Source organism: Mycobacterium sp. NS-7484 (genome assembly GCF_001953975.1).
Classification (GTDB): domain Bacteria; phylum Actinomycetota; class Actinomycetes; order Mycobacteriales; family Mycobacteriaceae; genus Mycobacterium.
The window spans coordinates 16,636-39,977 of the sequence record NZ_MBEJ01000034.1 but is presented as its reverse complement, the minus strand read 5'-3'; the positions used below and the strand labels follow the sequence as shown (position 1 = coordinate 39,977).

General features: G+C 66.7%; 14 protein-coding genes and 1 pseudogene. 9 read left to right on the top strand and 6 right to left on the bottom strand.

Annotation, left to right across the window (positions count from 1 at the left end):
• Positions 1-177: 177 nt before the first annotated feature.
• Together car (A5733_RS08085) and car (A5733_RS08080) are read right to left on the bottom strand one after the other, a co-directional pair.
• Positions 178-3,660, bottom strand: a complete 3,483-nt coding sequence (car, locus tag A5733_RS08085; protein WP_076239754.1) for a carboxylic acid reductase — start codon at positions 3,658-3,660, stop codon at positions 178-180.
• Between the two features lie 170 nt (positions 3,661-3,830).
• The gene (gene car, locus A5733_RS08080; protein WP_076239753.1) at positions 3,831-7,316 is read right to left on the bottom strand and encodes a carboxylic acid reductase; all 3,486 of its coding nucleotides are present in this window, start codon (positions 7,314-7,316) and stop codon (positions 3,831-3,833) included.
• 231 nt (positions 7,317-7,547) lie between these two features.
• On the opposite strand from car (A5733_RS08080), the gene A5733_RS08075 reads away from it, so the two are divergent.
• The gene (locus tag A5733_RS08075; RefSeq protein WP_076239752.1) at positions 7,548-8,174 is read left to right on the top strand and encodes a hypothetical protein; all 627 of its coding nucleotides are present in this window, start codon (positions 7,548-7,550) and stop codon (positions 8,172-8,174) included.
• A gap of 7 nt (positions 8,175-8,181) precedes the next feature.
• On the opposite strand, the gene gabT is transcribed toward A5733_RS08075, so the two are convergent.
• Positions 8,182-9,522 (bottom strand): 4-aminobutyrate--2-oxoglutarate transaminase, encoded by a 1,341-nt coding sequence (gene gabT / locus A5733_RS08070; RefSeq protein WP_076239758.1) that lies wholly within the window; start codon positions 9,520-9,522, stop codon positions 8,182-8,184.
• Between the two features lie 158 nt (positions 9,523-9,680).
• On the opposite strand from gabT, the gene yajC reads away from it, so the two are divergent.
• The 6 genes and pseudogenes from yajC (at position 9,681) to A5733_RS08040 (ending at position 17,769) form a co-directional block, all read left to right on the top strand.
• Positions 9,681-10,022, top strand: a complete 342-nt coding sequence (gene yajC / locus A5733_RS08065) for a preprotein translocase subunit YajC (RefSeq protein WP_067763835.1) — start codon at positions 9,681-9,683, stop codon at positions 10,020-10,022.
• Positions 10,023-10,094: 72 nt separating this feature from the next.
• A pseudogene (secD, locus tag A5733_RS08060) lies at positions 10,095-11,879 on the top strand (protein translocase subunit SecD).
• Between the two features lie 3 nt (positions 11,880-11,882).
• Positions 11,883-13,169, top strand: a complete 1,287-nt coding sequence (secF, locus tag A5733_RS08055) for a protein translocase subunit SecF (RefSeq protein WP_076239751.1) — start codon at positions 11,883-11,885, stop codon at positions 13,167-13,169.
• A 5-nt stretch (positions 13,170-13,174) separates the two neighbouring features.
• Complete coding sequence (locus A5733_RS08050; protein ID WP_076239750.1) at positions 13,175-14,833, top strand: ABC transporter substrate-binding protein; 1,659 nt, start codon at positions 13,175-13,177, stop codon at positions 14,831-14,833.
• Positions 14,830-15,363: an adenine phosphoribosyltransferase gene (locus A5733_RS08045; protein WP_067763846.1), complete on the top strand. Its 534-nt coding sequence runs from the start codon at positions 14,830-14,832 to the stop codon at positions 15,361-15,363. Before A5733_RS08050 ends, A5733_RS08045 begins: the two co-directional genes overlap by 4 nt.
• A 39-nt stretch (positions 15,364-15,402) precedes the next feature.
• The gene (locus A5733_RS08040) at positions 15,403-17,769 is read left to right on the top strand and encodes a bifunctional (p)ppGpp synthetase/guanosine-3',5'-bis(diphosphate) 3'-pyrophosphohydrolase (RefSeq protein WP_067763902.1); all 2,367 of its coding nucleotides are present in this window, start codon (positions 15,403-15,405) and stop codon (positions 17,767-17,769) included.
• A gap of 24 nt (positions 17,770-17,793) precedes the next feature.
• Here the strand turns inward: A5733_RS08040 and A5733_RS08035 are convergent, their stop codons facing one another.
• Both A5733_RS08035 and A5733_RS08030 read right to left on the bottom strand, forming a co-directional pair.
• Complete coding sequence (locus tag A5733_RS08035) at positions 17,794-18,678, bottom strand: peptidylprolyl isomerase (RefSeq protein ID WP_083666044.1); 885 nt, start codon at positions 18,676-18,678, stop codon at positions 17,794-17,796.
• Positions 18,679-18,744: 66 nt separating this feature from the next.
• A complete protein-coding gene (locus A5733_RS08030; protein ID WP_076239748.1) occupies positions 18,745-19,620 on the bottom strand; it encodes a peptidylprolyl isomerase in 876 nt (291 codons plus the stop codon).
• 97 nt (positions 19,621-19,717) lie between these two features.
• On the opposite strand from A5733_RS08030, the gene A5733_RS08025 reads away from it, so the two are divergent.
• Together A5733_RS08025 and hisS are read left to right on the top strand one after the other, a co-directional pair.
• The gene (locus tag A5733_RS08025; RefSeq protein WP_076239747.1) at positions 19,718-20,413 is read left to right on the top strand and encodes an MBL fold metallo-hydrolase; all 696 of its coding nucleotides are present in this window, start codon (positions 19,718-19,720) and stop codon (positions 20,411-20,413) included.
• Positions 20,410-21,675 (top strand): histidine--tRNA ligase, encoded by a 1,266-nt coding sequence (gene hisS, locus A5733_RS08020; protein WP_076239746.1) that lies wholly within the window; start codon positions 20,410-20,412, stop codon positions 21,673-21,675. Before A5733_RS08025 ends, hisS begins: the two co-directional genes overlap by 4 nt.
• Here the strand turns inward: hisS and A5733_RS08015 are convergent.
• A complete protein-coding gene (locus A5733_RS08015) occupies positions 21,672-23,276 on the bottom strand; it encodes a cytosine permease (RefSeq protein WP_197508151.1) in 1,605 nt (534 codons plus the stop codon). The genes hisS and A5733_RS08015 overlap by 4 nt on opposite strands.
• Positions 23,277-23,342 lie beyond the last annotated feature (66 nt).

Sequence of the window (23,342 nt, the reverse complement as noted above, 5' to 3'; positions counted from 1 at the left end):
ACTCCAGTCACCAAGCGCGCACGTTCACGTGAGGCAACGAACCGCCCTTCGCGCGCATCTTGACATGAGGCAACTTGATGACACTGTCAGGGGTCTACGGCTCGGCATACTGATTGGCCGCGGTCCTGGATAAGGACCGCGGCCGCTCAGGGGGACCTTCCCTTGTGGGGAAGTCTGTTACAGCAATCCGAGCAGTTTCAGATCGCTGATGTACTTGACGATGACCTCGCGGGTGACATGCGGGATGTCCTTGTCCGGACCGATCTTCGCCTCCTGCACTGCGGCACGGAACACGTCGGTCGGGGCCATCGCACCGTTCACCGGCATCCCGGGCTGCTGGTAGTTGTGCAGCAGCGGCAGCAGCGAGGCCTGACGTTGCCTGTCGGACAACGCCCGCAACGTGGTCTCGAAGCGGGACAACCAGTCCTGGTAGTCCGCGACCCGCTGGATCGGGTAGCCGGCCTCGATGAGCCAGTCGACGAACTCGTCCATGCCGAGGCCGTCGTCGTGCGGGTTCATCACGTGGTACGTCTCGAAGCCGTCCTGGACATGGGCGCCCAGGGTGGAGATGGCCTCGGCGATGAACTCGACGGGCAAGCCGTCGTAGTGCGAGCGCTGCCGCTCACCGTGCGCATCGAGCTGGTTGAAGGACTTCGGCGCGACACCGGTGGCGACGAGGCTGAACATCATGCGGGTGAACATGTCCGGCAGGTTCAACTGCCCGGCATAGGTGGTGTCGGCCAGGATCATGTCGCAGCGGAACACCGTCACCGGCAGGCCGGCCAGATCGTGCGCCTCACGTAGCAGAACCTCACCGGCCCACTTGCTGTTGCCGTAGCCGTTGGCGTAGCTGTCGTCGACCCGCCGCGTCGCGCTGATCTCGCGGATGTCGGCATCCTCCACGAACTTTCCGGGCTCGATGCCCCCACCCACACCGATCGTCGACACGTACGCGAACGGCTTGATCCGCGTGGTGAGTGCGATCCGGATGAGCTCGGCAGTACCAAGCGCGTTGGGGCCGAACAGCTCGCTGTACGGCAGCACGTGGTTGACCAGTGCGGCCGGGTCGACGATGAAATCGACCGTGTCGGCCAGGCGCTGCCACGTCGCCGGGTCGAGGCCGAGATCGGCCTCGCCCTTGTCGCCGGCGATCACTTCGAGATGGTCGGCGGCCAGCTCACGATAGTGCGCCAACAACTTCGGATCACCGCTGTCGAAGGTCTTGTCGAGCCGGGCGCGGGCTTCCTCGTCGGACTTGGCCCGCACCAGGCAGATGACCTTGCCGTCGACCAGATCCATGCGCTCCAGCCACTCCAGGGCCAGATAGCGGCCCAGGAAACCGGTTGCGCCAGTGAGCAGTACGGTGCGGATCTCATTGACCGGGCCCGGCAGGCTCGGTGCGGCAGCCAACGTCGCGGCGTCGATGAACTTGTCCAGCGTGAGATCGGACGCGTGGACCTCGGTCGCGTTGCGACCGTGCACCGAGGTGAAGGTCGGCCGCAGATTGGTACCGGAGCGCTGTGCCTCGATGTACTCGGCGATGGTCCGAAGATCCGACGCCGGGCTGACGATCGCCGACACGGGCACCTCGACGTCGAAGATCTCCTGAAGGAGATTTCCGAAGGTCAAGGCGGACAACGAGTCTCCACCCAGATCGGTGAAGTGGGCTTCGGGCGCCAGATCGGAGGACGCGGCACCCAGTAGGGCGCCGGCCGCGCGGCTCACGGTGTCGAGCACTGGGGCCTGCGCGCCGTTGCGCCGCAACTCGCTCAGCTCGTTGGCCTGACCCTCTGCCAGGTCGGTGTAGAGCTGCTCCAACCGCTCACCGTAGTGAGCCTTCAGGTTCGGGCGGGCCAGCTTGCGGATGCCGGTCAGCAGGCCGTTCTCCAGGCTGAAAGGCGTTGTCTCCACGAGGAAATCGCGCGGAACTTCGTAGGACTGCAAGCCGGCGGCGCGAGCGGCGTCCTGCAGGGAGTCACTGATCTCCTGCTTCGACACGGTCGGATCGGTCGGCACCACGACGGCCAGCAGATACGAGCGGGCGCTGTTGCCGTAGATGAAGATCTGCCGCACCAGCGGGCTGTCGCCGAACACCGCTTCCAGCTTGGACACGGTGACGAACTCGCCCTGCGAGAGCTTGAGCACGTTGTTGCGCCGGTCGAGGTACTCGACGTGATCGGGACCGAGCTCGGCGACGATGTCACCGGTGCGGTAGTACCCGTCTTCGTCGAACATCTCGGCGGTGATCTCGGGGCGCTTGTAGTACCCGGGGAACATCTGCTCGGACTTCACCAGCAGCTCACCGCGCGGGTGCGGCCGGTCGGTGCGGAAGTAGCCCAGGTCCGGCACGTCGACCAACTTGTAGTCGATCACCGGCGGACGCTGGATGTGGCCGTCGACGAAGACCGAACCAGCTTCGGTCGAGCCGTAGCCCTCCAGCAGGTGCATGTCGAGGAGGCGCTCCACCCAGGCCTTCATCTCGGCCGAGATTGGCGCGGAACCGGTCATCGCGGAGACGAACCGCCCGCCCAGCAGGTCCTCGCGGACCTCGGTGAGCACCCGGTCTTCGGCGGCGGCCCCCTCTCCCACGGAACGGTCGAGACGGCTCTGGTACTCCTGAAACAGCATGTCCCAGATGCGCGGCACAAAGCTCAGCTGCGTGGGCCGTACCAGGGCGAGGTCGTCCAGGAAGGTCGAAAGATCGCTGCGCGCAGCGAAATATGCCGTGCCGCCCGAGCTGAGCGTGCCGATCAGGATGCCGCGGCCCATGACGTGGCTCATCGGCATGAAGTTCAGGGTGATCGCGGGAAGGACGGCCTGGTTTTCATCCCAGGTGGCCTTCGACGCGAGCTGCCACATGTTGGCGACCTTGCTCTCCGGGTACATCGCGCCCTTAGGGGTGCCGGTGCTTCCGGAGGTGTAGATCAGCATGGCCAGCGGGTCGGGCTGACCCGGGGTGTACAGCGGCGCGTCGGCCAGTGAGCGTCCGCGGTCCAGCACGTCGGCCAGCGGTTCGACGATGACGCCGGTATCGGCCAGCGCCGTCTTGGCGGCGTCGAAGGCCTCACGCTGAGCATCAACTTGCGGGCGGTAGTCGAACACCACCAGGCGACGGGGAGCGGGACCAGAGCGCACCAATTCGACTGCGTCGTCGAGGAAGTCGATGCTTGCCGCGATCACGGTCGGTTCGGTCTCGGCGACGATGGGTCGCAGGGTGGTGACGGGAGCGCTGGTCTGCAGCGGGACCGACACGGCGCCGAGTTCGATGAGCGCGGTGTCGATCGTGGTGTAGTCGACGCTGGTGAAGCCGAGGATGGCGACGCGGTCGCCGGGCTTGACCGGGTGGTTGTGCCAGGCGTTGGTCACGGCCTGAATGCGGTCGCCCAGCTGGCGGTAGGTGATGGTGTCGAAGTGGGGGAGCAGCTGGGCCGAGGTGCGGCCGGCGGCGTCGGTGACGTATTCGACAGCGCGCTGTCCCAGTGCGGGGCGGTCGGCGTAGCCGGCGAGCACCCCTTTGACGATGGCGGGTAACCGGAGGTCGGGTTGAGCGACGGCGGTGTTGACGGCGTCGCTGGGACGGGCCTCGGTGAACTGCGGGTCGGTGTCATACAACGTGGCGATCCGGCGTTGCAGCCGGTCTTCGCGGGTTTCGGTGGTCATATCGGTCCCCTGAGCAAATCAAAATAACTATGGTCGGCACGTTGTTCGCGCCTACTCATTACTACGTTAGTAAAACTAATTATATTTCGAGATGCCAGCTCAGACGTTGCGAGATGCGTCACGCCCGACGCCGCCCGCCTCACTCCGGTGTGGGGCGGGCGGCGTGGCGGCTAGAGCAGGCCCAGCTGCTGCAGGTCGGTGATGTACTTGACGATCACCACCGGGCTGACATGGGGGATGTCCTTGTCCGGCCCGATCTTGGCTTCCTGCACCGCGGCCCGGAAGTGGTCGGTCGGGGCCAGGGCGCCCCGCATCGGCCGCTCGGGTTGTTGGTAGTTGTGCAGCAAGGGCAGCAGTGAAGCCTGGCGCTGCTTGTCCGGCAGGGCGCGCAGGGTGCTCTCGAAGCGCTGGATCCACTGGCCGTAGTCGGCGATGCGCTCGATCGCGTAGCCGGCCTCGATCAACCAGTCGACGAACTCGTCCATGCCGAGGCCGTCGTCGTAAGGGTTCATCACGTGGTAGGTCTCGAAGCTCTCCACGGACTGCCCGCCGAGCGTCGAGACCGACTCGGCGATGAACTCCACCGGAAGCCCGTCGTAATGCGAGCGCTGGCGGTTGCCGTCGGAATCGAGTTCGTAGAACGACTTCGGCGCGATACCGCTGGCGACGAGGCTGAACATCATGCGAGTGAACATGTCCGGCAGGTTCAGCTGACCCGAGTACGTGGTGTCGGCCAGGATCATGTCGCAGCGGAACACCGCCACCGGCAGACCACACAGATCGTTGGCCTCGCGTAGCAGCACCTCACCGGCCCACTTGCTGTTGCCGTAACCGTTGGCGTAGCCGTCGTTGATCTGGCGGACCGCGCTCATCTGGCGGACATCGACGTTCTCGACGAACTTCCCGGGCTCGATCTGATCGCCCACGCCGATGGTCGACACGTAGGTGTACGGCTTGATCTTCGTGGTGAGCGCAATCTTGATCAGCTCGGCGGTGCCCAGCGCGTTGGGGCCGAACAGCTCGCTGTAGGGCAGCACGTGGTTGACCAGGGCCGCCGGGTCGACGATCAGGTCGACCTCGTCGGCCAGTCGCTGCCAGGTCGGCTGATCCAGGCCGAGGTTTTCCTCGCCCTTGTCACCGGCGATCACTTCGAGGTGGTCGGCCAGATCCTGGTAGTGCGCAAGGAGTTTCGCGTCGCCGCTATGGAAGGTGGCGTCGAGCCGGGCCCGGGCCTCCTCGTCGGACTTGGCGCGCACCAGGGCGATAACCTTGCCGTCGACGAGGTCCATGCGCTCCAGCCATTCCAGCGCCAGGTAGCGGCCCAAAAAGCCGGTGGCGCCGGTCAGCAGCACGGTCCGCACCTCGGCCGGAGCCTTGGGCAGGTTCGGCGCGGCGGCCAGGGTGCCGGCGTCGAGGAACTTGTCCAGGGTCAGATCGGCGGCGCGGACCTCGGTGGCGTCCCGTCCGTGCACCGAGGCGAAGGTCGGCCGCTTCGAACCGCTCAGCTGCGTCGCGATGTAGTCGGCGATGCCGGCCAGATCGGTGGCCGGGCTGACGATCACGCCCACCGGCACGTCGACGTCGAAGATCTCCCGGAGCAGATTGCCGAAGGTTAAGGCGGACAACGAGTCTCCACCGAGATCGGTGAAATGGGCGTCGGGCGCCAGGTCGGCCGATGCGGCGCCCAACAGGGCGCCGGCGGCCCGGCTGACGGTCTCCAGAACCGGGGCGTCACCGGCCCGCAAGGCACGCAGCGCCCGCAGTTCACCGGCCTGTGTCTCGGCGAGGTCGGCGTAGAGCGCTTCGAGTCGATCGCCGTAGTGCGCCTTCAACTTTGGCCAGGCCAGCTTGCGGATGCCGGTCAGCAATCCGTTCTCCAGGCTGAAAGGCGTTGTCTCCACGATGAAATCACGAGGGATTTCGTAACTTTGCAGATCGGCCTCGCGAGCGACCTCCTGCAGGGATTCGGCGATCGCCTCTTTCGACACATCTGCGTCGGTGGGCACCACGACGGCCAGCAGATACGGCTGTGCGCTGTTGCCGTAGACGTAGATCTGTTGCACCAGAGGGCTGTTGCCGAAGACCGCTTCCAACTTTGCCAACGTGACGAACTCGCCCTGGGCGAGCTTGAGCACGTTGTTGCGGCGGTCGACGTAGCGGAGCTGGTCCGGGCTGATCTCGGCGACGACGTCGCCGGTCCGGTAGAAGCCGTCCTCGTCGAACACCGAGGCGGTGACCTCGGGACGCTTGTAGTAGCCGGGGAACAGGTTCTCGGTCTTGAGTAGCAGCTCGCCGCGTGGGTGGGGCTGATCGGTGCTGAAGTATCCCAGGTCTGGAACGTCGACCAGCTTGTAGTCGATCACCGGCGGGCGTTGGATCACGCCGTCGAACAGTGCCATCCCGGCCTCGGTCGAGCCGTAGCCCTCCAGCAGGTGGATCCCGAGCAATTCTTCGACCCAGGCTTTGAGCTCGGCAGAGATGGGTGCCGATCCGGTCATCGCGGTGATGAACCGGCCGCCGAGCACGTTTTGCCGAACCTCGGCGAGCACTTCGGCCTCGATCGCGGCCTGGTCCTGATCGCCGTCGGCCAGGAGCTGATCGACCCGGCTCTGGAACTCGCCGTGGATCATCTCCCACACGCGCGGAACGAAGTTCAGCTCGGTAGGACGCGTGAGCGCGAGGTCTTCCAGCAGCGTGGACAGATCGCTGCGCGCGGCGAAGTAGCAGGTGCCGCCCGCGGCCAGCGACGCGTAGAGGATGCCGCGGCCCATCACGTGGCTCATCGGCATGAAGCTGAGGTTGATCGACGAACTGCTCGGCCCGAACCAGGCCTTGCTGTTGCGTCGCCAGAACTTCGCCACCGCGCTCTGCAGGTACATCGCGCCTTTCGGCGCCCCGGTGCTTCCGGAGGTGTAGATCAGCAACGCCAGCGGGTCGGTGTCGTCGGCCTCCGGGGTCGGCGCGGCGGGCAGCTCGCGGCCCCGGTTCAGCAGGTCGGTCAGGGTCTCGACGGCGGTGCCCGCCGCCTGAAGTCGGTCGGTGGCCGATGCCAGGGCGTCGCGATGATCGTCGACCTTGGCGTGGTAGTCGAAGACAACCACTGTGGCCGGAGCATGGGCGGTCGACGCCAGCTCGACGGCGTCGGCGAGGTGGTCGGCACTCGCGGCGATCACCTTGGGCTCGGTCTCGGCAACGATCGGGGCGAGCGCCTCGGGCGAAGAACTGGTCTGCAGGGGGACCGAGACGGCACCGAGCTGACCCAGCGCGGTGTCGATCACCGTGTAGTCGGCGCTGGTGAAGCCGAGGACGGCGACGCGGTCACCGGCGGCCACGCCGGAATCGTGCAAGGCAGCCGCCAGCGAGCGGACGCGCTCCCAGAGCTCGCCGTAGCTGATGGTGTCGAATCGGGGGAGGAGGCGAGCCGTGGTGCGGCCGGTGGCGGGCTCGACGACGAAGTCGAGTGCGCGCTCGCCGAGTGCCGGCCGCTCGGCGTAGCCCTGCAGCACGGTCTTGACGATCTCGGGCAACCGCAGCCCCGGGGCGTCGACGGCGGCGGTGACGGCGTCGCTGGGGATCGCGGCGGCAAACTGCGGGTCATCGGCGGTCAGGCCGGCGATACGGCTCGCCAAGTGCTCGTCGTGGGTATCAAAAGGCATCAAAAATTCCCTCTTTGCGGATAGCTGAAATAGGCACCGGCGCGACGTTGCGCTATCGAACTACTACGTTAGTGAAGCTAAACTTATTTCCGGAAAACCAGCTCCGCAGCTGTCAATGTGCTGTGAGTTCGGGCCGTTCCGGTCCGCGGGTCAGCAATGTGAAGCTAGGCGACCGCGGATGCGTACGTCTGTTGTCTTCGGGGTACCCGCAGGGGTGTCAAAGGAGGCATCATGACCGAATTCGATAACCGCGGCTCTCGCCTGAGGATGCGACGCAGCCGTGGCGCCGCCAGCGGCCTGTTGCTGGTTCTGCTGGGGCTCTGGGGTGCGTTGATCCCCTTCATCGGGCCGTACTTCGACTTTGCCTTCACCCCGGACCAACCGTGGGTGTGGACGTCGGCGCGCGGCTGGTTGGAAGTGCTTCCGGGCGCGGTGACCGCGCTGGGTGGCCTGCTCCTGCTGGTGTCGGGTAACCGGGCCACGGCGCATTTCGGGGCCTGGCTGGCCGTTCTGGGCGGAGCGTGGTTCGTGATCGGCCGCGCGCTGGCAGGACCGTTGGGCATCGGCGACGCCGGAATGCCGATCGCCGTGACCGACGCCAAGCGCGTGTCGCTGGAACTGGCCTACTTCTCCGGTCTCGGTGCGCTCATCGTGTTGCTGGGGGCCATGGCGGTCGGCCGGTTGTCGGTGCGCAGTGTCCGTGACGTCGAGTACGCGCGTCGCCCCGTTGCCACGACGACGGCGACGGCCGAACCCGTCGCGGTAGCCGACGCACAGCCGACCGAGGTCATGCCCGCGGGGCGCGAGCGTCGGCAGTGGGGTGGGATGTTCGGCCGTCGTCACACCCACGCGCACTAGCTGTTCCTCAGAGATCGCGCAGGATCAGCTCGAGCACGTCGAGCCCCTCGATGAGCAGCTCGTCGCTGATCGTCAACGGCGGTAGGAAGCGCAGCACGTTGCCGTACGTGCCGCAGGACAACACGATCACCCCCGCCCGGTGGGCGCCGGCGCACAGCGCTTTGGTCAGCTCCGGGTCGGGGGTGATGGTGCCGGGTTCGACGAGTTCGACGGCGATCATCGCGCCACGGCCGCGTACGTCGCCGATCCGGTCGTCCTCGGCTTGCAATCGGCCGAGGCGGTCCTTCATCAGCGTTTCGATCTCCCGGGCACGGGAGATCAGGCCGTCGGCCTCGATGGTTGCGATGGTGGCCAGTGCCGCAGCGCACGCGATCGGATTGCCGCCGTAGGTGCCGCCGAGGCCTGATACATGAGGGGCGTCCATGATCTCGGCGCGACCGGTCACCGCGGACAGCGGCAGACCGTCGGCGATGCCCTTCGCGGTGACGATCAGGTCGGGGTCGATGCCCTCGTGTTCGCAGGCGAACATCGCGCCGGTGCGGGCGAATCCGGTCTGCACTTCGTCGGCGATGAACACCACGCCGTTGTCGCGGCACCAGCCCAGCAGGGCGGGCAGGAAGCCCTCGGCCGGGACGATGAATCCACCTTCGCCCTGGATGGGCTCGATGATGACGGCCGCCAGATTGTCCGCGCCGATCTGTTTTTCCATCACGTCGATGGCCCGCTTGGCAGCCAGCGCACCGTCGGTGGCCAGTTCCTTGCCGAACTCGGCGTCGCGGAACGGATAGGACAACGGCGCCCGGTAGATGTCGGGTGCGAAGGGACCGAACCCGTGTTTGTAGGGCATGGCTTTGGCGGTCAGCGCCATCGTGAGGTTCGTGCGTCCGTGATAGGCGTGGTCGAACGCGACGACCGCCGATCGGTGGGTGTGGGAGCGGGCGATCTTGACGGCGTTCTCTACCGCCTCGGACCCCGAGTTGAACAATGCCGACCGCTTCTCACCCCGGACCGGGGTCAGCCGGTTGAGATGTTCACAGACCGCCACATACTCCTCGTAGGGCGTCACCATGAAACAGGTGTGGGTGAACTCGGCGGCCTGTGCGGCGACCGCCTCGACCACCCGCGGCGAGGAATTGCCGACCGTGGTGACGGCGATGCCGGAGCCCAGGTCGATGAGTCGGTTGCCGTCGACGTCCTCGACGATGCCGCCGCCGGCCCGGGCGGCATAGACAGGCATGGTGTTGCCGACACCGCGCGCCACCGCGGTCGCTTTGCGATCGATCAGGGCCTGGGATTTCGGGCCGGGAATCGCTGTGGCGAGGTGACGGCTCTGCTCGGGATGGCTCAACACGGCCTCCTGATACTCCATCGGCGGTGCCGGAACGAGTGTGTCGAGCCTAGTCGTCAGCGCCCCTGATCGGCGGCGAATGGGGTGGCCCGGGTGGGCGGCGGTATCGTGGCCTCGGTCGCCCTGACTTCTGACCCGACACGAAAGACATTGTTGACATGGATCTCGTCATTTTCCTGCCCCTGCTGATCGTCATGGGCGCGTTTATGTTCTTTGCGTCGCGTCGTCAGCGTAAGGCCATGCAGGCAACCATCGACCTGCACAATTCGCTGCAAATCGGCGATCGCATCCACACCACCTCAGGCCTGCAGGGCACGATCACCGGGATCACCGACGACAACATCGAGCTGGAGATCGCCCCCGGCGTCATCACCACCTGGATGAAGCTCGCGGTGCGCGACCGCATCGAGGACGACACCGAGGATGACGGCGAGTCGGGCGCGACCGAATTGACCGAGAGCAACGGTGTCACCGACACCGACGGTCTCAAGAAAGACTGACAGCTGAGCACCCAGGCCAAGCACGTACCCTTTGCGGTGCTGACGAACTGATCTCGAGGAGACCCTAGCAACGTGGCATCGTCTTCGGCGCCGGTGCATCCTGCCCGCTACCTGACGCTTTTCCTGGTCCTTCTGATCGGCGTTTATCTGCTGGTGTTCCTCACCGGCGACAAGCAGGCCAAGCCCAAACTGGGAATCGATCTGCAGGGCGGTACCCGGGTGACGCTCACCGCGCGCACCCCGGACGGCTCAACGCCCACCAGAGAGGCCCTCAACCAGGCTCAACAGATCATCAGTGCCCGCGTCGACGGTCTCGGCGTGTCGGGCTCGGAAGTCGTCATCGACGGCGACAACCTGGTGATCACCGTTCCCGGTAACGACGGCAACGAGGCACGCAACCTCGGGCAGACCGCGCGGCTGTACATCCGGCCCGTCGCGCGCGCGATACCTGTCCAGCAGCTCAAGCAGCTCGCCGGGGAAGGCGGCGCGCCGGGATCCGGTGCGCCGGCGGCACCTGGTGCGCCGGGCGCTGCGCCTGGGCTTCCCGGTGCCCCGGCCGAAGCGCCCGTGGTACCGCCGGCCGAAGCGCCCGCCGCCCCGCCGGCAGGATAGCCGGCTCCCGCGCCGCAGCCGCGGCCCTACCCGCAGGATCCGGCGCCGACGCCGACTGAGCCGGCCCCTGCCCCGGCACCCGGTGAGCCCGCCCCGGCTCCGGCGCCCCCGGCCCAGCCTGACGAAGCCCAGACCCGGGCTGCGTTGATCACGCTTGCGAAGACGATTCGCCAGAGCACCAACCCCATGATGCAAATTCAGGCGATCATGGAGCGAGCCCAGAACTGCGACAAGGACGACGTGCTGGCCGGCAACGACGATCCGAAGTTGCCGCTCGTGACGTGCTCCACGGACGGGCAGACGGTCTATCTGCTGAGCCCCTCGATCATGAGCGGTGAGGAGATCGCCGACGCCACCTCCGGCCTGAACCAGCAGCAGGGCCAGTACGTCGTCGACGTCACCTTCAAGAGCGGCGGAGCCAAGATCTGGTCGGACTTCACCGCGGCGAACGTGGGTACGCAGACTGCGTTCACGCTCGACTCGCAGGTGGTCAGCGCGCCGGAGATCCGTGAGCCCATCCCGGGTGGGAACACCCAGATCACCGGTCAGTTCAATTCGGACACCGCCAAGGAACTGGCGAACGTGCTCAAGTACGGCTCGCTGCCGCTGTCGTTCGAATCCTCAGAGGCCGAGACGGTTTCGGCCACTCTCGGTCTGTCCTCGCTTCGGGCCGGCCTGATCGCCGGCGCCGTCGGTCTGGCCGCGGTGCTGCTGTACTCGCTGCTGTACTACCGCGTGCTGGGCCTGCTGGTGGCGCTGTCGCTGGTCGCCGCCGGCGCCATGGTCTTCGCCATCCTGGTGTTGCTCGGCAGGTATATCGGCTACACGCTGGACCTGGCCGGCATCGCCGGTCTGATCATCGGTATCGGTACCACTGCAGACTCGTTCGTGGTGTTCTTCGAACGCATCAAGGACGAGATCCGTGAGGGCCGATCCTTCCGATCGGCGGTACCCCGAGGTTGGGCGCGGGCCCGCAAGACGATCGTGTCCGGCAACGCCGTGACGTTCCTGGCCGCCGCGGTGCTCTACGCACTGGCCATCGGTCAGGTCAAGGGCTTCGCATTCACCTTGGGGCTGACCACCATCCTCGATGTCGTGGTGGTGTTCCTGGTGACCTGGCCGCTGGTCTACCTGGCGTCCAAGTCCCCGACGATGGCCAAACCTGCCCTCAACGGTCTCGGTGCGGTCCAACAGATCGCGCGGGAACGGCGGGCGGCTTCGCATGCGACTGCGGGACGGGGATAGCACATGGCTACAGAGAACAAGACCTCGGAGAACAAGACCTCTGAGGACACCACCGCCGAGGACGTCACGGACACCGCAGTGGAGGCGCCCAGCCTCGAATCAACGTCGGCTGCGCTGCCCAAACATGGGTTCTTCGTCCGGCTCTACACGGGTACCGGAGCCTTCGAGGTCATCGGTCGCCGCAAGCTGTGGTACCTGGTCAGCGGCATCATCGTGGCGATCGCGATCGCCAGCATGGTGCTGCGCGGGTTCACCTTCGGCATCGATTTCGAAGGCGGGACCAAGGTCTCGATGCCATCGGCCGGTTCTGCCGGAACCGTGACGGTCCAACAGGTCGAAGACGTCTTCAACAAGACCCTCAACCGGGCACCTGAATCCGTCGTCCTCGTCGGCAGCGGCGCCTCGGCGACCGTGCAGATCCGCTCGGAAACGTTGACCAACGACGAGACCGAGAAGCTGCGCACCGCGCTGTTCGACGCGTTCCAGCCCAAGGGCACCGACGGCCAGCCGAGCAAGCAGGTGATCAGCGACTCCGCGGTGTCGGAGACCTGGGGCGGCCAGATCACCCAGAAGGCCTTGATCGCCCTGGTGATCTTCCTGGTGCTGGCTTCCATCTACATCGCCTGGCGCTATGAGCGCTACATGGCGATCGCGGCGATGGCCACCCTGGTGTTCGACCTGATCGTGACGGCCGGGGTCTACTCGCTGGTCGGCTTCGAGGTCACCCCGGCCACCGTGATCGGTCTGCTGACGATCCTGGGCTTCTCGCTGTACGACACCGTGATCGTGTTCGACAAGGTCGAGGAGAACACCCACGGCTTCGAGCACACGACCCGGCGGACCTTTGCCGAGCAGGCCAACCTCGCGGTGAACCAGACCTTCATGCGCTCGATCAACACCAGCCTCATCTCGGTGCTGCCGATCATCGCGCTGATGGTGGTCGCCGTGTGGCTGCTTGGCGTCGGCACGCTCATGGATCTGGCGTTGGTTCAGCTGGTCGGCGTCATCGTCGGTACGTACTCGTCGATCTACTTCGCCACGCCGCTACTGGTGACGCTGCGCGAGCGGACCGAACTGGTGCGCAAGCACACCCAGAAGGTGCTCAACCGTCGCGAGAAGGGCGCCAAGGCGTCGACCGGCGGCAAGGACGCCGTCGACGTGGAACCCAGCGAGACCGAGACGGTGTCGGCCGCGGTGGCGGTCGAACCCGCGCCGGACAAGCCGGCACCCGGCGCGCGTCCGGCCTCGCGGACCGGTCGTCCGTCGGGCAAGCGGAACACTCGGCGGTAAACCCGATGGTGCAGTGGCGAGCCCGGGCCCGGACGGTGGCGGCGGCGACGCTGGCCCTTGTCGTCGGTTCGGGGCTGGCGGCATGCTCGGGCAGTTCGGCTGACGAGATCGACTATGCCGTCGACGGCACACTGACCACCTACAACACCAACACCGTGGCCGGGGCAGCCTCGGCCGGCCCCCAGGCGTTCGCCCGTGCGCTGACCGGTTTCGCCTATCACGGCCCAGAGGGGCAGGTGGTCGCCGACAACGACTTCGGTTCGGTGTCGGTCGTGGGCCGGGCTCCGCTGGTGCTGGACTACGTGATCAGCGACAAAGCGGTCTATTCCGACGGCAAGCCGATCACGTGTGACGACATGGTGCTCGCCTGGGGCGCGCAATCGGGCCGGTTCCCGGGGTTCGACGCCGCCAGCCGGGCGGGCTACCGCGACATCGGTTCGGTGGAGTGTGCGCCCGGCCAGAAACGGGCCAGGGTGTCGTTCGCCCAGGACCGCGGCTTCCTCGACTACGGGCACCTGTTCGCGGCGACCTCCCTGATGCCCGCCCACGTCATCGCCGACGAACTGGGGCTCGGTGACGGGGGAGTGACGACTGCGCTGCAGACCGGTGACCAGCCCACCATCGCCAAGATCGCCGAGTCGTGGAACACCGTCTGGGACCTCAAGCCCGACCTGGATCTCAAACGGTTCCCGTCCTCGGGGCCCTACCGGATCGACTCGGTGTCCGAGGACGGTGCGGTGGTTCTGGTGGCCAACGACAAATGGTGGGGGACCCCGCCGATCACCAACCGGATCGAGGTGTGGCCGCGCGGAGCCGACATCCAGGAGCGGGTCAACGAAGGCGCCTACGACGTCGTCGACATCGAGTCCGGATCGTCGGGCGTGCTCAACCTGCCCGACGACTACGTCAGCATGGAAAGCCCCTCGGCCGGGGTCGAGCAGTTGATCTTCGCGCCGGCCGGTCCGTTGGCCGCGCCGCCCGCGCGCCGGGCTGTGGCACTGTGCACGCCCCGTGACGTGATCGCCCGCAACGCCGGGGCCCCGATCGTCAACTCGCGGCTCAGCCCGGTCGCCGACGACGCGTTCAGCGCGGCCGAAAACACCGGAGAAGCCGGACAATTCGCCGTGGCCAATCCCGGTGCGGCCCGTGCCGCGCTCAACAACAAGCCGCTGACCGTGCGCATCGGCTACCAGACACCCAACGCCAGGCTGGCGGCCACGGTCGGTGCCATCGCGAAATCGTGCGCCGCGGCGGGTATCAAGGTCGAGGACGTCGCGTCGGCCACGGCCGGTCCGGTGACGTTGCGCAACAACGAATTCGACGCGTTGCTGGCCGGCACCGGCGGCGCCGCGGGCAGCGGATCGTCGGGTTCCTCGGCGATCGACGCCTACGCCTTCCACTCCGGCAACGGCAACAACCTGCCGAACTACGTCAACGAGCGGATCGACGGCATCATCGACGCGCAGGCCGTCACGACCGATCCGAAGGAACTGGCCCGGTTGGTGGGAGAGGGTGCGCCGATCCTGTGGGGCGACATGCCGACCCTGCCGCTGTACCGCCAGCAGCGCACCGTGCTGACGTCGAACAAGATGTACGCCGTGAGCAACAATCCGACCAGATGGGGCGCAGGCTGGAACATGGACCGCTGGAAACTGTCGACATGAGCACGTCCGGCGACGTCTCGCGGCTGATCGAGACCCTGATCCGCGAAGTTCCCGACTTCCCCGAACCCGGCGTCCAGTTCAAGGATCTGACCCCGCTGCTGGCCGATGCCAAGGGCCTGGCCGCGGTCACCGACGCGTTGGCCGCGACGGCCGCCGAAGCCGATCTGGTGGCCGGTTTGGATGCTCGGGGTTTTCTGTTGGGCGCGGCCGTGGCCACCAGGCTCGGCACCGGGGTGCTGGCCGTGCGCAAGGGCGGCAAGCTGCCGCCGCCGGTGCACAGTGCGACCTATCAACTGGAATACGGCACGGCGACCCTGGAGATCCCGGCCGACGGAATTGACATCACCGGACGCAACGTTGTGATCGTCGACGACGTCCTGGCCACCGGCGGGACGCTGGCCGCGGCGACGCGGCTGTTGTCCGACGGCGGGGCCAACGTTCTGGGCGCGGCCGTAGTGTTGGAGCTCACGGCTCTGAACGGCCGGGCTGCCGTGGCGCCGCTGCGGGTGAGCAGTTTGCATACGGTGTGAGGGATATCCTCGAATTCTGAATGCTTGCGGGAGGTGACGATGGCCGGCGATACGGGTACGGACGCGGGTACGGGCCAGGCGGTGCAGTCGCCTCCCACTCTGCCGGTGTCCACTTCGCCGGCGACGGCGTCGCCGGAGGCCGCCAAGACCAGCGCCTCGCGTCGGGTGCGCGCGCGCCTGGCCCGCCGCATGACCGCGCAGCGCAGTGCGGTCAACCCGGTCCTCGAGCCGCTCGTCGCGGTCCATCGTGAGATTTACCCCAAGGCCGATCTGCAGTTGCTGCAGCGCGCCTACGACGTTGCCGAGCAGCGCCACTCCGACCAACTGCGCAAGTCCGGCGATCCCTACATCACCCATCCGCTGGCGGTGGCCAACATCCTGGCCGAGCTCGGCATGGACACCACCACGCTCGTCGCGGCTCTTTTGCACGACACGGTGGAGGACACCGGGTACACTCTGGAGGCGCTGACCGCCGAGTTCGGCGCCGAGGTGGGCCATCTCGTCGACGGCGTGACCAAGCTGGACAAGGTGGTGCTCGGCTCGGCGGCCGAGGGCGAGACGATCCGCAAGATGATCATCGCCATGGCCCGCGATCCCCGGGTGCTGGTGATCAAGGTCGCCGACCGGCTGCACAACATGCGCACCATGCGGTTCCTGCCGCCGGAGAAGCAGGCCCGCAAGGCCCGCGAGACTCTGGAAGTCATTGCGCCGCTGGCACATCGGCTCGGTATGGCCACGGTCAAGTGGGAGCTCGAGGACCTCTCGTTTGCGATCCTGCATCCCAAGAAGTACGAGGAGATCGTGCGGTTGGTGGCCGACCGGGCACCGTCGCGTGACACCTACCTGGCCAAGGTGCGCGCCGAGATCGGCGTGGCGCTGAGCGCGATGAAGATCAACGCGGTCGTCGAGGGCAGGCCCAAGCACTACTGGTCGATCTACCAGAAGATGATCGTCAAGGGCCGCGACTTCGACGACATCCACGATCTGGTCGGCGTGCGGATCCTGTGTGACGAGATCCGGGACTGCTATGCGGCCGTCGGTGTCGTGCACTCGCTGTGGCAGCCGATGGCGGGCCGGTTCAAGGACTACATCGCCCAACCTCGGTATGGCGTCTACCAATCGCTGCACACCACCGTGGTCGGTCCGGAGGGCAAGCCGCTGGAGGTGCAGATCCGCACCCGCGACATGCACCGCACCGCCGAGTACGGCATCGCCGCGCACTGGCGCTACAAGGAAGCCAAGGGCCGCAACGGGGTTCCGCACAGTCACACCGCCGCCGAGATCGACGACATGGCGTGGATGCGGCAACTGCTCGACTGGCAGCGGGAGGCCGCCGATCCCGGCGAATTCCTGGAGTCGCTGCGGTACGACCTCGCGGTCAAAGAGATCTTCGTGTTCACCCCCAAGGGTGACGTGATCAACCTGCCGACCGGGTCCACGCCGGTCGACTTCGCTTACGCCGTGCACACCGAGGTCGGGCACCGGTGTATCGGGGCGCGGGTCAACGGGCGGTTGGTGGCCCTGGAGCGCAAGCTCGAAAACGGGGAAGTGGTCGAGGTTTTCACCTCGAAGGCGCCCAATGCCGGACCATCGCGCGATTGGCAGACGTTCGTGGTGTCGCCGCGGGCGAAAACCAAGATCCGGCAGTGGTTTGCCAAGGAGCGCCGTGAGGAGGCGCTGGAATCCGGCAAGGACGCCATCGCCCGCGAAGTTCGCCGGGGCGGACTTCCGTTGCAGCGCTTGATCAATGCCGATTCGGTGGCGGCGCTGGCCCGCGAGCTGCGCTACACCGACGTCTCGGCGCTCTACACGGCCGTCGGCGAGGGGCATGTCTCGGCGCGCCACGTCGTGCAGCGTCTGCTCGCCCAGTTCGGTGGCGACGATGCGGCCGAGGACGAACTCGCCGAACGGTCCACCCCGGCGACCATGCCGATGCGGCAACGCAACACGGACGACACCGGTGTCGCGGTGCCCGGTGCGCCGGGAACCCTCACCAAACTGGCCAAGTGCTGCACGCCGGTACCGGGCGACACCATCATGGGTTTCGTGACCCGCGGTGGCGGGGTCAGCGTGCACCGCACGGACTGCACGAATGCGGCGTCGTTGCAACAACAGTCCGAACGCATCATCGAGGTCAACTGGGCCCCCTCACCGTCGTCGGTGTTCCTGGTCGCCATCCAGGTCGAGGCCTTGGACCGGCACCGTCTGCTCTCGGACGTGACGCGGGTGCTGGCCGACGAGAAGGTCAACATCCTCTCGGCCTCGGTGACCACCTCCAACGACCGCGTGGCGATCAGCCGGTTCACCTTCGAGATGGGCGACCCCAAACACCTCGGGCATCTGCTGAGCGTGGTGCGCAACGTCGAAGGCGTCTACGACGTCTACCGCATCACGTCGGCGGCCTGACCGGCCGCTTGATCGGCGCGGGCGTCAGTCCGCGCTCACCGACAGCAGTTCGGTCTCCATCGCGGGTCGGCCGTCCGTGCCGCCGCCGGCCACCCCGGCCGCGGCGATCTTGTCGAGGGTGGCCAGCCCGGTCGTGTCGACGGTGCCGAACACGGTGTACGTCGGTGGCAACCACGAATCCTGGTACACCAGGAAGAACTGGCTGCCGTTGGTGCCGGTCCCGGAATTCGCCATCGCCACCGTGCCGCGCGGATAGATCACCGGCCGGCGCAACGCTGGGTCGGAGAGCCGGTACTGGTTGGTCGGGTACTCGTTGGGGAACCGGTAACCGGGCCCGCCGGTGCCGCTGCCCGATGGGTCACCGCAGTGCAGCGCCGCGAGATCTCCGGTGGTCAGCCGGTGACACCGGGTGCCGTCGAAGAATCCCTGAGAGGCCAGGCTGGCGAAGTTGTTCACCGTGCACGGCGCTTTGCCGTTGGCCAGCGTGAGGCCGATGCTGCCGCGGTTGGAGACGATTCCGGCTTCGACGTTGGCCGGGTCGGTCGGCACCGTGCCGGTCCGCGGCGGTTTGACCGGCGTGGTGGCCGGTTCGGTGGTCGGCGGGTACTGGCAGTTGGCGCCGAGGTTCTGCGGTGGTGCGAACGGCGGCAGGTCCGAGGCGGCCGAAGTGGTGCGGCGGTCCTGCGTCGAGACACCTTCCGCGGTGCGGGCGATGAAGACGACGAACATCACCAGTACCCCCACCAGCAAGATCGACAGCGCGGTCATCACGTAGCCGATGATCAGGCCCGCGATCGCCAGACCGCGGCCCTGTTCACCGCTGCGGTTGAGCTGTGAGAGCGAGATGTGTCCAAAGACGATGCCCAATGGTGCGAACACGCATGCGCACACCAGTGCGGCGACCGCCATGCCGTTGGTACGGGCCTGCGGTGGGTAACCGCCGTACGGGGGCAGGACGGTCAACGGCTCGGCGACCTAGTCGAGGGCCACGGACTTCAGCTCAACGTCGAGCGCCGGCTTGCCGTCCGGTCCACCGCCGGCCACCCCGGCCGCGGCGATCTTGTCGAGGGTGGCCAGCCCGGTCTCGTCGATCTTGCCGAACACGGTGTAGTTCGGGGGCAGTTGCGAGTCCTGGTACACCAGGAAGAACTGGCTTCCGTTGGTGTTGGGACCGGCGTTGGCCATGGCCAGTGTGCCGCGCGGATAGGTCACCGGCTGCTGCAGCGCCGGGTTGTCCGGCTGGTACTGGTTGGTCGGGTACTCGTTGGCGAACTGGTAGCCGGGGCCGCCGGTGCCCTGCCCGGTCGGGTCACCGCACTGCAGCACCGACAGACCACCCGTGGTCAGGCGGTGGCACGGGGTGTCGTTGAAGTAGTTCTGCGAGGCCAGGCTGGCGAAGCTGTTCACGGTGCACGGCGCCTTGGCGTTGTCCAGTTGCAGGCCGATGTTGCCCTGGGTGGTGACCATGCTGACGCTCACCGTGGCCGGATCGGTGGGAACCTTGCCGGTGCGCGGCGGCTCCACCTGCTTGCTGGCCGCGGCGGCCGGCGGGTACTGGCAGTTGGCGCCGAGGTCGGCGGGTGCGACGAAGGCCGGCAACTGGCCGTCGGCGGCAGGCTGGGCGGGGGCTCCCGAGGACGCGGTGGTGGAGTCCGCCGAGGCGGTGGTACTGCCCGAATCCTTGCCGGTGAACACGAACGTCGCCACGACGGCGCCGATCACGACGATGGCCGCCACCACGGACCCCGCGATGGTCACGATGCGTCGCTTGCGTTCCTGGGCGGCGCGACGCTCCAGCTGTTGCTCCAGCTTGCGTTTGGCCGTCGCACGACGTTCTTCGTTGGTCGGCACCGCGGCAGTCCTCCTCGTGTGCGGTTGGGTCGTCACGAGTCTGCCAGGCGATCGGCGGTGTGGGCTTCTCGACCCGCGGCCATGGGAAACTGGCACTGTGTTCATCACCGGATTTCCGGCCGGGATGCTGGCGTGTAACTGCTACGTCCTGGCGCAGCGGCCAGGATCCGACGCAATCGTCGTCGACCCGGGGCAGCGGGCCATGGACCGGCTGCGCCGCATCCTGGACGAGAACCGACTCACCCCGGCTGCGGTCCTGCTCACGCATGGTCATGTCGATCACATCTGGTCGGCCCAGAAGGTGGCCGATACCTATGGCTGCCCCGCCTACATCCACCCCGAAGACCGATTCATGCTGACTGATCCGATCAAAGGGTTCGGGCCCCGACTGGCGCAGCTCGCCTTCGGCGCATTGTTCTCCGAGCCCAAACAGCTCATCGAACTGGACCGCGACGGCGTAACCCTCGATTTCGGCGGCGTCGCGGTCACCGTCGACCACACGCCCGGACACACGCGCGGCTCGGTGGTGTTCCGGGTCTCCGGCGGCCCAGAGAAAGCCGGCCCGGAGAAAGCGTCGGCCGCCCAGACCGTGTTCACGGGCGATACGCTGTTCCGGTCCTCTGTGGGCCGCACCGACCTGCCCGGTGGCAGCGGACGTGACCTGCTCACCTCGATCGTGACAAAGCTGTTGGTACTCGACGACGACACCGTGGTATTACCAGGACACGGCCCGAGCTCGACGATCGGGCACGAACGCCGTACCAACCCGTTTCTCGAAGGTTTGACTCTGTGACTTCTGCATTCCAGGCGCCCAAGGGCGTGCCCGACTACCTCCCGCCGGAGTCGGCGCAATTCGTCGCGGTCCGCGACGGTCTGCTGGCGTCGGCGCGTCGCGCCGGCTACGGCGACATCGAGTTGCCGATCTTCGAGGACACCGCGCTCTTTGCGCGCGGGGTGGGGGAGTCGACCGATGTGGTGTCCAAGGAGATGTACACGTTCGCCGACCGCGGCGATCGCTCGGTGACGCTGCGGCCCGAGGGCACCGCCGGCGTCATCCGCGCGGTGATCCAGCACCGCCTGGACCGCGGCGCGCTGCCGGTCAAGCTCTGCTACGCCGGGCCGTTCTTCCGCTACGAACGTCCGCAGGCCGGCCGCTATCGTCAGCTCCAGCAGGTCGGTGTCGAGGCGATCGGCGTCGACGATCCCGCGCTGGACGCCGAGGTGATCGCGGTGGCCGACGCGGGTTTCCGGTCGTTGGGGCTAGACGGCTTCCGGCTCGAGATCACCTCGCTGGGTGACGACACCTGCCGCCCCGCCTATCGGGAGCTGTTGCAGGAGTTCCTGTTCAAGCTCGATCTGGACGAGGACACCCGGCGCCGCGCCGAGATCAATCCGCTGCGCGTGCTCGACGACAAGCGCCCGCACGTGCGGGAGATGACGGCGGATGCGCCGCTGATGCTCGACCACCTGTCCGACAGCGCCAAGGCCCACTTCGAGGTGGTGCTGGCACACCTGGATGCGCTCGGGGTGCCGTATGTGATCAACCCGCGGATGGTGCGCGGGCTCGACTACTACACCAAGACCACGTTCGAGTTCGTGCACGACGGCCTTGGCGCGCAGTCCGGCATCGGCGGCGGTGGGCGCTATGACGGGTTGATGGCCCAGCTCGGCGGGCAGGACGTTTCGGGGATCGGGTTCGGGCTCGGGGTGGACCGCACGCTGCTGGCGTTGCAGGCCGAGGGCAAGACGGTGGCCGGGGCGGGCGGGGTCGAGGTGTTCGGTGTGCCCCTGGGCGACGCCGCCAAGCTCGAGCTGGCGAAACTGGCCGCGCGGTTGCGGGCCGACGGGGTGCGGGTGGACCTGGCTTACGGAGACCGTGGGCTCAAGGGCGCGATGAAGGCCGCCGACCGCTCCGGCGCGAAGTACGCGCTGGTGGCCGGCGACCGCGACATCGACGCAGGAACCATCGGCCTCAAGGATCTCGCGACCGGGGACCAGGTCGATGTCCCCGCCGATTCCGTTGTGGCCGAGGTGCTTTCTCGCCTCGCCCGCTAGCTTCCGCCGGCGGGCAGCACGTGGTCGGCGACCTTGTCGGTGCTCACGCACAGAGAGCACACGAAGGCATCGTGCGTCTCACACTTGAGCATGTCCGGACGTTCGTAATCGTGGTGGCAGACATGGCATTTGAGATGCGCACCGGACGGGTTGCCGAATTCGTCGAACATCGGCAGGTCGATGCCGTCGTCGGTGCGGCGCAGGTAGTACCTGCCCTTGGTGGCGACGGCGATGATCGGCGGCAACACCAGTGCCAGGCCGATCGCCACGAGCGGCGAGTACGGCCGGATGGCCTCGCCGAGTCCGCCGAAGAACGCGAGCACCGACAGCCCGGCGGCAACCAGCATCGAACCGAAACCGACGGGGTTGAATGCGTACAGCATGCCGCGGCGGAACTCGGGCTCCTTCGGTGACAGCTTGAGCAGGTACTTGTTGAACACGATGTCGCTGGCGACCACGACCACCCACGCCATGCCGCAGTTGGCATAGAAGCCCAGGATGGTGTTGAGGAAGTCGAACATGTTGGCTTCCATCAGGATCAGCGCGATCAACAGGTTCAGTCCGAGGAACACCAGACGTCCGGGATAGTGCTTGGTGACGCGGGTGAACGCATTCGTCCATGCCAGTGAACCCGAGTACGCGTTCGTGACGTTGATCTTGATCTGGCTGATCACCACGAGGACGACGGCGAGTGTCATCGCCAGCCATCCGGGCAGGAAGTTCTCGTAGATCTCCAGGAACTGGTGCACGGGCTGGTTGGCGATTCCGGCACTGTCGGCGACGTTGGCGATGAGGTAGACCGCGAGGAAGAGTCCGACGATCTGCTTGACGGCACCGAAGAACACCCAACCCGGCCCGGCCAGGATCATCCAGGTCCACCAACTGCGCTTGTTCTCCGGCGTGAGCGGCGGCATGAAACGTAGGTAGTCATTCTGTTCGGCGATCTGGGCGATGAGCGACAGACACACACCCGCGGCCAGCAGGGTCGAGCCGAGATCGAAGCCCTTGACCCCGTTTTCGCCCTGATAGGCGAAGAACTGGCCGACCGACTCCGGATGGCTCACCACGAGATAGACGAACGGCGCGACCATCAGGACCAGCCACAGCGGCGTCGTCCAGACCTGCAGTGTGGAAAGCGCTTTCATGCCATAGATGACGAGCGGAAAGATGACCAGGGTGGAGACCGCATAGCCCAGCGGCAGCGGGATGTGGAGGCCCAACTCGAGGCCCTGGGCCATGATCGAGCCTTCGAGGGCGAAGAAGATGAAGGTGAACGTCGCGAAGATGACGTTGGTGACGACGGAGCCGTAGTAGCCGAATCCGCTACCGCGCGTGACGAGATCGAGGTCGATGTTGTAGCGCGCGGAATAGTAGGCGACCGGGAATCCGGTGAAGACGACGACGACCGCGAAAATCAGGATGCCCCACAGCGCGTTGGTGGTGCCGTAGGAGATGCCGATGTTGGCGCCGATCGCGAAGTCGGCCAGGTAGGCGATGCCGCCGAGGGCCGAGATCCCCACCACGCGGGTCGACCATTTCCGGTAGCTGCGCGGCGCGAACCGCAAGGTGTAGTCCTCCAGGGTTTCCCTGGTGGCGTTCATGGTGTCGAGGCGGTCCTCGACGGTTTCATCCGCCGGCTTGCTGCCGAGGTCCTGTGTCATGCCGGA